Raw genomic sequence first — 14266 nt, 5'->3', positions numbered from 1 at the left:
ACTACCAACTAAAGAAAAGCGGGTATCGGAACTCGTGATACCATGACTTCCCTACGCTGGCATTATCCAGATCAGGTAATACGGGTGCTTCTCAGTTCAATAAAGAACGCCCCGAGTCAAAATAAAAATCACTCTATTAGTACCTCAATAGAGTGATATTTGCAATAAATTATCATCAGACAATCAAACCAGAACGATGATAAATATATTTAGCCAGTAATTAAACACCAACCAAATTAAATTAATGACTATAAAGCTGAAACGTTTGCAGCAGCAGGACCTTTCGGGCCTTCCTGAATTTCAAACTCAACTTGTTGGCCTTCAGATAATGTTTTAAACCCATCTTTCACAATTGCAGAAAAATGTACAAATACATCTTTGCTACCATTCGCAGGGGTAATAAAACCAAAACCTTTAGACTCGTTGAACCACTTCACAGTACCAGTGATTTTTGCCATTTCAAAAATTTCCTTTGAATCACTTTATTAGCCTATTGGCATAAAAATAAAAAACAGTATTGGTTGCCGTTATTTATTAACAGAGCAATACTTCGTTTACCCATATGTTTTATTACACACTCTTTATATAATCGCAAGCCATTTTTTTCAGGCGCTGGCGTTAACGCACATATTTTAAACCCTGATTCTCTATTCCGATTTGAAATTACTCAATAACCTTTAAGTGATATAACATCATGAATCAATACAAAAAGAAATTGTTACATGCCATAAGTCACTTGAGTCTGTTTAATACATCATATTGTTTTTCACACCTGTTACGGTGTAAAGCAGAGAATTATCGTTATACAAAATCTATTCTAGATAAGGATAAAAAGAATATTTAATTTAAATCATTCTTTTTGTACATAGAAAATAATTGCTTTACCCGTAATCAACCTAATTTTCGTTTATTATTCATTAAATATTATCCAATTATAATATTTATAAGACGTTTCTGACTATTCCCACAACAGGTTATTCCCATACGATAAACTGATTTCGCCACGTACATACACGAACATCGTTGGTACTTTCAATCCGGGAAAATAAAAAAGCCGAGTATCGCTACCCGGCTAACAAGATACGGCGCGTACACAACAACTAGTTTACCTGTTTCCTGGCTTTGTTTGATCGAGCGATCAAGTACCCGATCCATAAAACACCAATCCAAAACGGCATCAAAATAACCGAGATACGAATAGGGGGGATCGTCAAAATAATGACAAGAATGAACGCCAGGAATACCAAACACAGGTAATTTCCATAGGGATACCACAGTGCCTGAAACTGAGTTTTAACACCTTCTTTATTTTTGGCGGCACGGAATTTCAAGTGCGCAAAACAGATCATAATCCAGTTAATAACTAACGTCGTGACCACTAACGCCATCAACAGCTCAAAGGCTTTACCGGGCATCACATAGTTAACCAAGACCCCCATTGAAGTTGCCAACGCTGATAAGCCAATGGATAAAACAGGCACATTACGTTTGTTTACTTTTGTGAGTATACGGGGAGCATTACCTTGTTTAGCCAAACCATACAGCATCCGGCTGTTACAATACACACCACTGTTATAAACCGACAATGCCGCCGTGAGTACCACGACATTCAGGACATTTGCTACCCAAAAATTATCCAGATCATGAAAAATCAAAACAAAAGGACTACCACCTTCTACCACTTTCGTCCACGGATATAGCGACAATAAAATAGCCAGTGAGCCGATATAAAACAGCAATATTCGATAAACAACCTGATTGGTTGCTTTGGGAATATTTTTTTCGGGATGCTCTGCTTCTGCGGCTGTGATACCCACGGTTTCCAGCCCACCAAATGAAAACATGATCACTGCCATCGCCGTAATCAAGCCAGAAACCCCATTTGGCATAAAACCGCCCTGCTGCCATAAGTTGGTGATGCTTGCCTGTGGACCGCCATGACCGCTAATCAGTAAATAGCTGCCAAAAACAATCATCCCGATGATCGCACTGACTTTAATAATTGAGAACCAAAACTCAGTTTCACCATACAACCGGACATTAATGAGATTGACAAGATTAATCAGGACAAAAAATATTGCTGCAGAAATCCAAGTGGGAACGTCCGGCCACCAGTATTGGATATACACCCCCACAGCCGTTAATTCAGCCATGCCAACCAAAATAAACATGGCCCAGTAGTTCCAGCCTGACAGGAAACCGGCAAAATTCCCCCAGTATTTATAAGCAAAGTGGCTAAATGATCCCGCTACAGGCTCTTCAACAACCATCTCGCCCAATTGACGCATAATCAAAAACGCAATAATCCCACCAATTGCATACCCAAGCAGTACCGCAGGCCCCGCCATTTGAATCGTTTGCGCAATACCCAAAAATAATCCGGTTCCTACTGCACCACCAAGGGCAATAAGCTGGATATGCCTGTTCTTTAAGCCACGCTTAAGCGTGGCTTGTTGTTCTTGTTGTTCTGCCATCTCGTCCTCTTTTTACGATGCTTAGAACCCGTCTCATTAACCGCTATTTTATTTGTTGTTCTGAATCATAAAACCTGAATAGAACCAAAAATTTTCTGTCTTCCCCAGCTTGTATAAAATTTATCAAATCCAAATTTACTCAACCTATTGTCATAATGAATACCGCAAAGGTATGTTAACACATATGCAAGCAGGCTAACGATTGAGTGAATATCAAAAAGGTAAGTATCGGGTGATGGAGCAAACACCAAATTCGACGACATCCTCACCTTGCTGACAATGTATGTCTAACGCTAACAGATACAAAAACAAACACATTAATATTGAGCACAGCGTTAAAAACACTTTTTTAGTCTTCAATTAGCCCCCTAATATCCTTTTATTGTTATAATAGTGACAATAAAAGCATGGTGTATTGTGGCAAGTCATCACATAGTCTGATGGTGCGTCAGAATCCTTATCGGCTCGTTATCCCCCCATCATAATGGATTTTGTCATCTTGAAAAGAAGTTGTGTATACTTCACCAACCTTTAACCAGTTTAAAATTGTGATGACACAAGATAACCACTTAGCACTTGTATACGCACTGAGTAAATGGATAGAAAACCATCTTGGCCGTGTCATTCATCTTGAAGAGCTTGCTGCTTACTCTGGCTACTCACTTTGGCATATGCAGAAAATATTCAAGGAAGTGACCGGCATATCTCTTGGAAAATACATCCGTCAGCGGCGCTTGGCGGGTGCTGTTGCGCTATTAAGAAATAGTTCTTTGCCTATTTTTGACATCGCCCTGGATTTCGGCTTTGGCTCTCAATCCCATTTCACCTATATGTTCCGTAAAGAATACGGCATTACGCCTTACGATTTTCGTCAAAGTACAGATATTGAACTTGAAGTTAAGCTTCCATTACATCTCACTGACAACGGCGGATCATGACATAATGATAATTATATTGAGCAAGACTAAATAGATGTGATGTTTTTTACTTCATCCGTATATTGTTAAGCATAAAAAAGCCAGCCATTCGCAGAACGATAGAATGACTGGCTAATCAAGTTCACTGATTTAGGTGATATTCAGTTACTGAGGCTCTCAAGAGAAACATTTCAGTATCAGCTTTGACTCTTCTCACCGTTATGCAATACGTTATCATCCCAAATACCTTTCTCAACTTGCTGTTGAATCTCGGGATAATCGTTGATATTAAACGTTGGCAACTTTCCTGATTTCCTCTGCTGGTTATAATCTTTCGCCAGCTTCATTGCGATACCTGACAAGAGAAGGATGGCAATCAGGTTAACAATCGCCATACATGCCATTGATAGATTCGCCATATTCCAAACCAGAGGGACTTCTGCCAATGTACCAAACATAACCATTCCCAACGCCGCCAACCGCAGAATAAATAAACCCGCAGTATGGTTACGTTCTAAGAATATCATGTTACTTTCGGCGTAGGCGTAATTAGCAATAATCGAGGTAAAAGCGAAGAAGAAAATGGCAATGGCAACAAACATGGTTCCCCAATGCCCAACCGCGGATGACAATGCACGCTGAGTCAATTCAATTCCGCTGATTGCAGTCACATTTTCGTTAAGGACGCCGGAAGAAAGGATAATCACAGCCGTTGCACTACAGATAACGATAGTATCCATAAATACCCCCAACATCTGTACATACCCCTGAGAGGCTGGATGTGGAGGATAGGGAGAGGCCGATGCAGCCGCATTAGGTGCAGAACCCATTCCCGCTTCATTCGAAAATAATCCGCGTTGAACCCCTTGCATCATTGCCTGAGCAACACCGTAACCTAATGTTCCGGCGACTGCCTCCTGAAGGCCAAAAGCACTTTTGAAAATTAATGCAAAGACCTCTGGAATGCGTTCAATATTGTGACCAACAACCCAAAGCGCCAATATAAAATAAGCAGAGGCCATAAACGGTACAACTAATTCCGCGACTCTGGCGATAGAGCGCAACCCGCCGAAAATAATTGTGCCACTAATAATGACTAAGACTATACCGACATAAACTGGTTTGATATGAAAGGCAAAGGCAGCCGCTTCCGCAATTGAATTTGCCTGAACAGCATTGAATACAAGACCAAACGCGATAATCAGAAAGAATGAAAACAGCACGCCCATCCATCGCTTCTTCAACCCTTTTTCCATATAGTAGGCTGGGCCACCGCGATAATTTCCTTGATCGTCTTTCGTCTTGTACAACTGGGCAAGCGTGCTTTCCACAAAGGCCGTTGCCATACCAATAAATGCAACTACCCACATCCAGAAAATAGCACCTGGCCCGCCGGCCGTAATGGCAATGGCAACCCCTGCTAAGTTCCCGGTTCCTACACGAGCAGCAAGACTGGTACATAAAGCCTGAAAAGATGAAATGCCAGAACTATCTGACTTTTTACTCTTTCTCAGGACTGAAAACATGTGGCCAAAATGACGAAGTTGTATAAGACCAGAACGCAGTGTGAAATAGAGACCGACCCCAAGAAGTAGATATATTAGTACGTAGTCCCAAAGAATGTTGTTAGCGAAGTTAATCAGATCCGTCAAGATATTTTCCCCTTACATTAGCAAACATTAGCTGACCATCCATAATGCAGCATCCGCAAAATTTTATTGTGCTTAATTCCTTTTATAATTAACAAGTAACACAATTCTGTGTACAAGACACAGAGATACCGGCCAGTAAAACGAAAAGAATGTAACACAATATCTATTTCAATGTGTAACTTTTAATGAAATTTTTACATTTACTTTAGCATTTATGAACATTTATTTTTTATTCACAATTACTCAATTCCTTATTTCAAGCTGGATAATTGCATTTAGCAAACAATAACAATAGGATTAATCCTCTTTAATTCATAAGAAAAAGAAATAATTTAATTAACAATTGACCTCAAAATAGAAAACATATCAACAGCAAAAACAAAACCAATAATAAACAAAGCCAATAAAAATAACCCTATTAATAACACGTGTTAATAAAACGTGATTGGTATCACAACAGACAAACTGCATAAAATGACTACAGATAATCATGCACAGCGATATCACCCATGTAGTAATCACAGTATTCATTATGAAATTTGGCTTAATTACAAAATTTAATTTTGAAGTTTCCAATATTTAAGAAAACATATAGCAATGATTTTCTTCAAATGAGATTATTAAATTTTAATACGGTGATAGTTGGAAAAAGCGACCATCCAATATTAACATTTCCAGTTGTTTTTTTGCAGCAGGAAGGCAACAACTAATCATTTAATAAAATATTAAAATCCACTATCTGGCCATCAGATAATCTACAAATGAGGTTATAATTGATGTTAAAACGAAAAAGAAAAAACCCAGCAGACAACATATTACCCAAAAGAGTTTATAGGGGAAAATCGAAGTATGAGTATCATCCTGCAACAGGGGGTTCAATCTCTATCTGCTGTTTAAACTCACCATTATCCGTTGTTTGGAAAGAATACAATAAGATTGTGGAAAAAATAGAAAAAAACAGTACATAGTACTGACTATATGTTGCTCTTAATGAAGACGGGAGTGACTGCTCCCGTTGATGCAAAAAACAATAAATAAAATTAACATTTCTTGGTGAATTCCGTACTATTTCTCAAAATCACTATTTCAAAGCAATCATTTCAAGACAGATATCTTAATACGGAAGAGATCCGATTTGGCATCAACCTTTCTATTGAATATAAACTCGCCAAATTCGTGCTACGATTAAATCTCACCCTGATATTTGTTAAATAAAACAACACACAATGGAGCATTGCTTATGCGTATCAGTAATATCATTAAAACTATCGCGATTTCTACGCTATTGACCCTATCACTATCAACGCCGGCGAGCGCAAGGGAGGGGAAATTGATTAACTTACCAGATAAACGATTTGCTGTTCTGTCAACAGGGGATTTGGAAAGCGCATCAATAGGCAGCTATTCTATCGCTATTTTTAAGGATAAAGAACTCATCGACTTTGTTACTGGCGCAATCTTTGAACGAGACGGTTCAGTGTTTGAAGATAATGGACATCCGCGGATTAACTTTGCTGACATTGATGGTGATGGCGTCAAAGAACTCATCGTTTCCAAACTGACTGCGGGTTCTGGGCGTTATCTTGAAGTTGATGCGCTCAAGGTGAGTGAAAAAAATGTCCGGCTGCTTACCCGCATCCATATAAACGAAAATAATGATCCCATAAAGGTGCTTCGTGCAATCTGTAAAAGGGGGAAATGCGTAGAACAGCAACCTTAAATAAACGCCCCATTAAATCAAAATAACGATGCACTGAGATTCGGCACAAACATTAGATTATGTACTATTGTTAATGTTGTCATTCCAGTTAACGTTATTACCACGATGATGGTATAGCCGATCAAGAGGAAATTATGAAACGTCTTTTATTGCCGCTTTTCCTTGCTTCACTCTTTCCATATGCTGCACATGCTAATGTCGATAAAACCGCAGAAACTTATTGTCGCTTATTTGGAACCGCCTCTGTAGCAGCATTTAAAACCCATGATTCCCCAGACGCAATAGCTCAAAAAGCCCTCAGCGAATTACGCAATAAGGGATTCTCTCTTAAAGAGATCCATAGCAATCAGGATGAATTTATTGCCTCTATCAAACAAACTGTCTCAGAAATCAGGAAAAATAAACACGTTTTCCCAAGCCCTCGTCATTTTGACGAATCGCTGGTTAAATCTATCGACGCATGCAAAGCACAAACAAAGCATGCCCTCTCTGAAGCAACAAAATAGATCCTGTAGAGCGGCTAACTTATCGTTGTCGCTCTACATCGTCACCCTTTTCCGTTCAAACGATCATTAATCATCATGTTGAATGATGATCATGCTATGATCCGGTGCTTATCAAACACATTAAATAAAATTAATTTAATAGTAACAATATTAAATAGAAGAATGCATTTCAGCTTTTAGCGGCAATGCTATACCAAATATTAAAAACAAGAAAAGGACTAAAAAAGTATTTATTAACACCGAGGAGCGATATTGAAGAGTTGATTTTTTCTTATTATTACTCTTATATGCTGTTTTATCTAATAAAAATTTATTCTCTTCAATTTCAATCAATATCATTTGTGCGCGTTCTGCATCTAAATGATGAACAAGCAGTTTAACACCCCCAAATGCCTGAGAATACATATAGTTATTCCAGACAATATTTTCATCGATGACCACAGCATAAATATCTTCTGACAACATTCTACCCAAGATAATGTGGGCATCTATCGGCGACAGGAAATTTGCCAATAACCGCATACTTCCTCTTTGAGGATCACAATTCCACATAAACTCACCGTAATCAGATGGTTTATTAACCAGTATAACCTATGATCACCCACACCTGACAATTTTCTTCGGTGGCTAGAGCAAGATAAGGCGCAGTCTAAGTATGAATGCACCTTCGCTCCGTCACTAAATTTTACCCATTTGCTGTAATTGTTTGATTATTCCTTGCGTTATTCTGGATTGTTCTGCCATTTCACGTGACCATGCACTGGGATCACGAAAATTAGCCTCTCTTTTTCTTACTGACATTTCAAGTGCATGGCATTTGTCCATGTCGATAACACCTTCTCGGAATCTTATTTCATCTAAGATTCTGAGAGTCGTATCGCCATTATCTGCATTTTCACCAAGAGCCAGGCATAGTTCGTTATCACGGAGTGATGTTAAATTATCGGTTGGTATTTGATTAAATACACAACCAGACAGAGCAAGTGTAGATAATAATAGTAAATTTTTTAGCATATCATTCTTCAGTCCATCGAAGCGGGGCGGCAGTATATATTACCTCCGTAAATTAAGTAAATATTGTATGGATATTCACCGGGTACGGTCTGTTCATAACATCAATATGTCAATCTTATCAGGACAAAAGCTCAGCGTGAAATTAACTCACTAATATGACAATAAAAAACGGGAACCATTAAGCTCCCGTTATCTATTCATCGATGAAATCAATTACATGTGAGAGATGATGGCGTCGCCAAACTCACTGCATTTCAGTAGCTTAGCATCATCCATCAGGCGTTCAAAATCATAAGTGACGGTCTTGGCTGCAATCGCTCCTTCCATTCCCTTAACGATGAGGTCAGCGGCTTCAAACCATCCCATGTGGCGCAGCAGTAGATAGCCAAACCACTCATAATATTTTGAATTAATTGATTTTATTTTTATTTTAAAACACCAGAAAACCAAGAATCGCCCATATATAACTAGATGATTTAATAAGATGTTATCTTGGTTTTGATAACCGTATTTTACTCACAATCCTCATTCCCCCACCCCACCAATGCCGCAATATTTGCACCTCTCACTAATCCCATTCAGTGATAATCCCATTTAATAACAGTAAATGATGTAACTGCATGCGCACTTCACAGATTAAGAAAATTCCGATCACATGTTAGGGGAAGTTAATTAATATGGTAATATGGGCTAACCGTATTAAGCCTAAGAGGATATTTAGTTGAAAATATTACATTTAATTAACCTGCAAGGATTTGGTGGTGCAGAACGACTTTTTCTTGAATATTTGAAAAATAGTTCTTTCGAAAATGAGATTTTATGTACAAGTAACATTTTGAACGAAAACCTAATCTCCGAACTACAGAGCTTTAAGATTAATTACGCTAATAGAATTGGATCGACTTCAATAAAATACCCTACTTTCCTGAGAAAAATAGCGCTAACAAAGAAAATAGAAAAAACGAAAGCAGATAAAACTATTATTTGGGATTTTGTTCCTAGGCTATCAAGAAAACCAAAGAATACCACTATCATTTATTATGATCATGGATGCTCTTGGCGATACCCAATAAATGGAAGAACATTAGATTTCTTCAATATGATTGATGGTGCAATAGCTGTATCGGAAGCATCAAAAAGAATCATGATGCTAAGATTTCACCCTGATTTTATTATTAATAAAATAATCAATAGACTACCTAAAGATATTTCTATATCAGAAAAATCAATTAATAATAAAAATGAAATTATTCTGGGAACTGCTTCTAGATTGGTTGGATTAAAAGGTATCAGCGTTTCAATTCTGGCTGCGAATGAATTAATTAGCAGAGGGATAAATGTCCAGTTATTGATAGCTGGAAATGGCGAGGATGAACAAGCGCTAAGGGTTTTAGTCCATAAACTGGGTATGGAAAACAATATTATCTTTATGGGATATTGCTCTGATATGAGTGTCTTTTATAATAAAGTGGATATATATTTGAGTACCCCAATTACAGAACCATTTGGATTATCATGTATAGAAGCACTCAGTAACGCTGTTCCTGTCATTTTTCCTTTTATCGACGGTCAGCCTGAAGCCGTTAAAGATGGTTACTGCGGTATAGGACTAAAACCTACCGTTTCAATTGATGAACATAAGAGCCTCACTGATATCGATATAGATTTTCCTCATCAGGTATATGACCCGATAAATGATCAGTTAACAGAGCCAAAATTGCTCTCTCATGTTGATTGTGCTGATGCAGTTGAGCGTTTATTCAAAAATCCTGATTTATATGAATCTATGAGTAAGAATGCACTGAAATGGTCAAAAGAAACAATGAACTATAATTTATTTATTAAAGAATTTGAATTGGATATAAATAATAAATAGGTTAAAATAGCGGCGTACTTTTTCACCGCTATATTTCACTATTATATTTTCTATTTTGATAATACCACTTGATCCATCACTTGCCCGCCATCTTGCCACACCAAAGTTGATGGTGGTATAAATTCAATTCTGCCCCATTGACCTCCTGTCCATTGGGTGTCAAATACACGCCTACCTACTGGGACTTCAAGAGGCAAATATCGACCATTTCTGTTTCTAATATAGACTAAACAACCAGCTATACTTTCAGTGCAATTCATCGTTCCACTATCTTGAACCCATCCTGTCCAAACAACCGTCTCTTGTGTTCTCCGAGTACCTGCATCACGTTGCAAATACCGACTATCACTCTCCCCTCTGGTATAACACTCCCCCCTGACCGCATAATTCCCCGCTGGCTGATAATTCCCCGTGGGTTGGTAGTTACCACGTGACTGATATCGTCCGTCTGATTCGCCTCTGGTATAACTTTCCCCACGGATGGCGTAATTACCGGCAGGGGCGTAATTCCCTTTTGACTGATAGCGGGAATCTGATTCTGATTTGGTGTAACTTTCCCCTTTCGGTGCATAACTGCCCGCTGGCGCATAGTTGCCTTTGGGTTGATAACGCCCGTCACTTTCGTTCTTTGAGTAGCTGTAACCAGCTGTCAGGTAATTCCCCATCGGCTGATATTTCGCATCCGATTCTGATTTGATGTAACTGTCACCTTTCACGGCGTAGTTACCGGCTGGAGCGTAATTACCCTTTGGCTGAAAACGGTTATCCGACTCCTCCTTACCGTAGCTGTAGCCCGCCGGGGTATAGTTTCCCATCGGCTGAAACTTCTGGCTGGCTTCTTCTTTGTTATATGCACCTACATCACCTGCCGTCAGGTCGGCTTTCAGTTCTATCCAGCCATTACCCGTTGCGGGTTCTTCTTTGTTGTTCTCGATACGAGACTGCCAGAGTTTTTGCTTGTGATATGTCAACGCCCGCAGGGGGTACGGTTGCGCCTCTACTGTCCATTGAGCTGCACCAAACGCCTGTATTTCCCCGATGGCGTCAGTAATATCGTGGAACATGCCGTTCATTTTTTCGCGTTCGATATCTTTCGCGGCCGGATCGGTATTCTGGTCACGTTCATAATCGTAGCCGTAGCCTTGCGTGTAGGAAACTGAGCCGTCAGGCTGGACTTCGTTAGGAATAGAAACTCTGTCCCCTTGCGCCGCGAAGGGGGTTTTAAAAATTTTAGTCATGAATTTAAGCTCCGAAGTTACTTGTCAGATAGTTGGTGTGTTTGTGGCCGAAGCCAAAGGCTTTTTTGGTGACGACACGGAATTTAACGCCCACGCCAGAGGGTCGCGGCATCAGGTCAAAGTTTTCCAGCAATACCCTGAGATTTTCATCCGGGTTAAAATTAAACACGTAATACATGTAGGTCATGTCGAGCGGGTCGAGCACGAAAACCTTGCTCTCATTGCGCCAGAAAAAACGTTCTAAAAAGAGATTGATATTGGTGACCGTCGGGCTTTGGGTCAGGTTGAAATAGCGCATACGAATAATCAGGCGTTTTTGTTCGGCAGTGAGCATCAGGGTATAATCACTGTTACGTCGGAAATTGCCCGTGAAGTTGCGTTTTTTGCCAAAACCAATCCCAATTTTGGTTTTATCACTAGGGGAAACATCAATACCCAGTGACACATCGAGAATACGTGCCCACACTGCCAGCCCAAAATCATTAGCGGTATCAATATTGAACACATCCCGATACCAGTTACGCCAGAACGCGACATTACTCTGCTCAAAATAGGCCGCTTTACGGGTCGCCAGTGTGTTCAGTTTCGGGGCGTTTTCGTACTGCCACAATATCGCCCGCAGCAGGTCAGAATGAAAATCGAATTGTTGTATTTTCATATAATGACTACCTGTACTGAACCACGGTGCAATCGCGCCACTTCATTGATTTTTATTGGGATTGTCCCCATTAACCAGTTTTGACCATCAATGGATAACTCAACGTTGGTGATAAACAGACGTGGTTCAATGCTGTTAATGGCGGCGGAAATTTCAAACGGTGATACCTCCCGCCCGACGACCAGCCCATTATCGCCATCCAGCTCACCCCGTACCCATTGTTCTATGGCGGCGGGGATCAGGCTTTGCGCGTCCATGGTGGATTTTTTTACGGTGACACGGCAGAAAACCACTTTCTCAGTCGGGTGGTCAAAACGGATTTCATACTCCTGCCCGCTGACGCGTTCCGTTACGGTCACCACTTCTTTTCCGTTATAGGCTGCTCCAATGGTTTTAGTGCGCAGTAACGCACGGGCGATTTCCTCGCGGTCACCGCCCTCCACGCAAACATAGACGCTATGGGGCAGCAGTTTAATACCGTCAACTGTGATAATCTGCGGCGCATAGTTCTCACGGAACGACAGCGAATTAACTCCCTCCAGTTCGTACAGGGAAGACGTGATCGCCTCTCCCACGCTGACGGTATTTTTTGCCAGTGTTTGTTTGCGCCGACGCCGGGCGCTGATATCGGATTCCGCGTCACGCCCGACAACCGCATGAGTCGGATTGGTGACGGTTTCCCAGCCCAAGACGGAACTAGCAACACGCTCAAGATGCCCGGCTTTGCATTCGATACTGCCCGGCTCAATGGCTCGCATATCACCGATAGTTTTACCGTTCTTGCCGATAATCAGCGTACTGATCGTTTCAAACCGCGCCCCGGTGACTGACTCGGCCAGTGCCCCTGTCGGAATTATTGTATCGGGCACACCGCCGAATTCGACATTGCTGAGATACGAACGAGTAGCCGCAAAACGCCCGCCACCCATCAGCGCCCAGATCGCATCTAAAAATACGCCACCAGCAATATCGGGGTTAATCTGATTAGCCAGTTCCGCATTGTTGCGCACCATCGCATCGCGGTTTTCAGTTTCCATCGTCACTAATAAGCCTTGCGGAGTTTCCGGTGACAAATCGATGTCCTGTCCGAACGCCGCGTAAAAATCGTTTTCCACATCATGACGTAATTCCGCGGTATCCGGCACAATCACGCCCTGTCGGGTAATGTAGTGATAATCAGCCATTGAGGGTAAAACTCCCGTAAATTGAGCGGATCACGGTGATGTAGCGCAACTCGTTATCCGCGATTTCTGCCTGAAAAGAGACCACTTCTTCCACACCGTCCACCTCACGCATGCGCTCACGGAACGCGGCTTCAAACATCGGGATATCAGCCTGCCGGCCAAACACGGTTTTCCAGTACGGCAGACCTTTATCCACTTTATGCAGCATCTCCCCGCGCAGGGCGCGAGCGTAGTGAACGCAAAGATTACTGACGGCCTGTGCGTTTTTGCACAGTGACAGGTTGCCGTCATCCCCCAGCACCAAATCGTTATTCTCATCTACAGCAAAGGTGATCATAATGGTGCTCCTGTATTGCCATCGCCAGTGTGTACCCCGCTGTGCTGGTGGGTATCACCAATATTGCGTCCGTTATGGCGCATTGTGCCACCGTAAGAGTCACTGTTCCCGTTCACCGCATAGTTGCCGTTAATGGTGACATTGCCGGTAAACCGGGTTTCCGGCACGTTGATTTCGAGCAACGGGCTGTCAATCACCAGTTTATTACTGTGTAACGACAAACAGACCGAACCATCCATTGACTGAATGACCAATGCATCCAGATTCTTTCCGTCTATTGCCCAGCCCTTGATAGTGTCCGGGACAAACATCGCGTCACTGAACGAATGCAGCCGGGCGGTGTTGGGCTGGTCTTCCTGTCCGCCGCGCTGGAATATCAGGCTGATATCGCGGTCGTTGGCTTTTAACCAACCAAAATCCCCCGCTCTGATAGGAACACGCAGAAAAAAACCGCCACCACCAAAACGGAACACCGGAATATTCGCCAATGGTGCACGTGAAACGGTTTTTCCCTCAGTGGTCGCCATCATCACCAACGGTTTAATCACCGCACGGTTAGTCTGGTCGTCATAGCTCACAACCGTCGCCGGGAGCATGTCCTCGACGTTGAGCATCAGGTTACGAAATGCCGCCATAAACTGCCCGGCGAGGCTGCCCTCGCTGGCTATATCACTATTCGGTTGATTCATG

Annotated in this window: 15 protein-coding genes, 1 pseudogene and 1 riboswitch; of the genes and pseudogenes, 4 read left to right on the top strand and 12 right to left on the bottom strand. The window is 41.4% G+C overall.

Features of this window, described 5'->3' with window-relative positions; translation table 11 throughout:
- Positions 1–31: 31 nt before the first annotated feature.
- Positions 32–124, bottom strand: a riboswitch (TPP riboswitch).
- Between the two features lie 124 nt (positions 125–248).
- The 3 genes from cspE to mgrB form a co-directional block, all read right to left on the bottom strand.
- Complete coding sequence (gene cspE, locus XPG1_RS06500) at positions 249–458, bottom strand: transcription antiterminator/RNA stability regulator CspE (protein WP_045958351.1); 210 nt, start codon at positions 456–458, stop codon at positions 249–251.
- Between the two features lie 642 nt (positions 459–1100).
- A complete protein-coding gene (locus XPG1_RS06495; RefSeq protein WP_045958350.1) occupies positions 1101–2474 on the bottom strand; it encodes an amino acid permease in 1374 nt (457 codons plus the stop codon).
- Positions 2475–2687: 213 nt separating this feature from the next.
- Positions 2688–2819 (bottom strand): PhoP/PhoQ regulatory lipoprotein MgrB, encoded by a 132-nt coding sequence (gene mgrB / locus XPG1_RS17480; RefSeq protein WP_494545916.1) that lies wholly within the window; start codon positions 2817–2819, stop codon positions 2688–2690.
- Between the two features lie 206 nt (positions 2820–3025).
- Between mgrB and XPG1_RS06490 the strand changes: the two genes are divergently transcribed.
- On the top strand, positions 3026–3412 hold the full coding sequence (locus XPG1_RS06490) for a helix-turn-helix domain-containing protein (protein WP_045960541.1): 387 nt from the start codon (positions 3026–3028) through the stop codon (positions 3410–3412).
- A 176-nt stretch (positions 3413–3588) separates the two neighbouring features.
- On the opposite strand, the gene XPG1_RS06485 is transcribed toward XPG1_RS06490, so the two are convergent.
- Positions 3589–5043, bottom strand: a complete 1455-nt coding sequence (locus XPG1_RS06485; protein ID WP_045958349.1) for an alanine/glycine:cation symporter family protein — start codon at positions 5041–5043, stop codon at positions 3589–3591.
- A gap of 1240 nt (positions 5044–6283) precedes the next feature.
- On the opposite strand from XPG1_RS06485, the gene XPG1_RS06480 reads away from it, so the two are divergent.
- Positions 6284–6763, top strand: a complete 480-nt coding sequence (locus XPG1_RS06480; protein ID WP_045958348.1) for a PliI family lysozyme inhibitor of I-type lysozyme — start codon at positions 6284–6286, stop codon at positions 6761–6763.
- Between the two features lie 134 nt (positions 6764–6897).
- Positions 6898–7269 (top strand): hypothetical protein, encoded by a 372-nt coding sequence (locus XPG1_RS06475; protein WP_045958347.1) that lies wholly within the window; start codon positions 6898–6900, stop codon positions 7267–7269.
- A 150-nt stretch (positions 7270–7419) separates the two neighbouring features.
- Here the strand turns inward: XPG1_RS06475 and XPG1_RS06470 are convergent, their stop codons facing one another.
- The 3 genes and pseudogenes from XPG1_RS06470 to XPG1_RS06460 form a co-directional block, all read right to left on the bottom strand.
- A complete protein-coding gene (locus XPG1_RS06470; protein WP_045958346.1) occupies positions 7420–7821 on the bottom strand; it encodes a putative signal transducing protein in 402 nt (133 codons plus the stop codon).
- Positions 7822–7947: 126 nt separating this feature from the next.
- Positions 7948–8283: a hypothetical protein gene (locus XPG1_RS06465; RefSeq protein ID WP_045958345.1), complete on the bottom strand. Its 336-nt coding sequence runs from the start codon at positions 8281–8283 to the stop codon at positions 7948–7950.
- 213 nt (positions 8284–8496) lie between these two features.
- Positions 8497–8664, bottom strand: a pseudogene (locus XPG1_RS06460) (isocitrate/isopropylmalate family dehydrogenase); the annotation flags it as partial.
- A 340-nt stretch (positions 8665–9004) separates the two neighbouring features.
- On the opposite strand from XPG1_RS06460, the gene XPG1_RS06455 reads away from it, so the two are divergent.
- The gene (locus XPG1_RS06455) at positions 9005–10159 is read left to right on the top strand and encodes a glycosyltransferase family 4 protein (protein WP_045958343.1); all 1155 of its coding nucleotides are present in this window, start codon (positions 9005–9007) and stop codon (positions 10157–10159) included.
- A gap of 50 nt (positions 10160–10209) precedes the next feature.
- On the opposite strand, the gene XPG1_RS18910 is transcribed toward XPG1_RS06455, so the two are convergent.
- The 5 genes from XPG1_RS18910 to XPG1_RS06430 are packed head-to-tail and all read right to left on the bottom strand — an operon-like array spanning position 10210 to position 14265.
- The gene (locus XPG1_RS18910) at positions 10210–11397 is read right to left on the bottom strand and encodes a hypothetical protein (RefSeq protein WP_071825339.1); all 1188 of its coding nucleotides are present in this window, start codon (positions 11395–11397) and stop codon (positions 10210–10212) included.
- Between the two features lie 4 nt (positions 11398–11401).
- On the bottom strand, positions 11402–12055 hold the full coding sequence (locus tag XPG1_RS06445) for a DUF2612 domain-containing protein (protein ID WP_045958342.1): 654 nt from the start codon (positions 12053–12055) through the stop codon (positions 11402–11404).
- The gene (locus XPG1_RS06440; RefSeq protein ID WP_045958341.1) at positions 12052–13239 is read right to left on the bottom strand and encodes a baseplate J/gp47 family protein; all 1188 of its coding nucleotides are present in this window, start codon (positions 13237–13239) and stop codon (positions 12052–12054) included. Before XPG1_RS06440 ends, XPG1_RS06445 begins: the two co-directional genes overlap by 4 nt.
- The gene (locus XPG1_RS06435) at positions 13232–13576 is read right to left on the bottom strand and encodes a contractile injection system sheath initiator (protein WP_045958340.1); all 345 of its coding nucleotides are present in this window, start codon (positions 13574–13576) and stop codon (positions 13232–13234) included. Before XPG1_RS06435 ends, XPG1_RS06440 begins: the two co-directional genes overlap by 8 nt.
- The gene (locus tag XPG1_RS06430) at positions 13573–14265 is read right to left on the bottom strand and encodes a Gp138 family membrane-puncturing spike protein (protein ID WP_045958339.1); all 693 of its coding nucleotides are present in this window, start codon (positions 14263–14265) and stop codon (positions 13573–13575) included. The genes XPG1_RS06435 and XPG1_RS06430 overlap by 4 nt, the downstream gene beginning before the upstream one ends.
- Position 14266 lies beyond the last annotated feature (1 nt).

Source organism: Xenorhabdus poinarii G6 (genome assembly GCF_000968175.1).
GTDB classification, from domain to species: Bacteria; Pseudomonadota; Gammaproteobacteria; order Enterobacterales; family Enterobacteriaceae; genus Xenorhabdus; species Xenorhabdus poinarii.
This window is presented reverse-complemented; position numbering and strand designations above follow the sequence as displayed.

Coding starts and splice junctions, on each gene's coding strand:
- cspE (WP_045958351.1), bottom strand. CDS start 458: ATGGCAAAAATCACTGGTACTGTGAAGTGGTTCAACGAGTCTAAAGGT.
- XPG1_RS06495 (WP_045958350.1), bottom strand. CDS start 2,474: ATGGCAGAACAACAAGAACAACAAGCCACGCTTAAGCGTGGCTTAAAG.
- XPG1_RS06490 (WP_045960541.1), top strand. CDS start 3,026: ATGACACAAGATAACCACTTAGCACTTGTATACGCACTGAGTAAATGG.
- XPG1_RS06480 (WP_045958348.1), top strand. CDS start 6,284: ATGCGTATCAGTAATATCATTAAAACTATCGCGATTTCTACGCTATTG.
- XPG1_RS06475 (WP_045958347.1), top strand. CDS start 6,898: ATGAAACGTCTTTTATTGCCGCTTTTCCTTGCTTCACTCTTTCCATAT.
- XPG1_RS06470 (WP_045958346.1), bottom strand. CDS start 7,821: ATGTGGAATTGTGATCCTCAAAGAGGAAGTATGCGGTTATTGGCAAAT.
- XPG1_RS06465 (WP_045958345.1), bottom strand. CDS start 8,283: ATGCTAAAAAATTTACTATTATTATCTACACTTGCTCTGTCTGGTTGT.
- XPG1_RS18910 (WP_071825339.1), bottom strand. CDS start 11,397: ATGACTAAAATTTTTAAAACCCCCTTCGCGGCGCAAGGGGACAGAGTT.
- XPG1_RS06445 (WP_045958342.1), bottom strand. CDS start 12,055: ATGAAAATACAACAATTCGATTTTCATTCTGACCTGCTGCGGGCGATA.
- XPG1_RS06440 (WP_045958341.1), bottom strand. CDS start 13,239: ATGGCTGATTATCACTACATTACCCGACAGGGCGTGATTGTGCCGGAT.
- XPG1_RS06435 (WP_045958340.1), bottom strand. CDS start 13,576: ATGATCACCTTTGCTGTAGATGAGAATAACGATTTGGTGCTGGGGGAT.
- XPG1_RS06430 (WP_045958339.1), bottom strand. CDS start 14,265: ATGAATCAACCGAATAGTGATATAGCCAGCGAGGGCAGCCTCGCCGGG.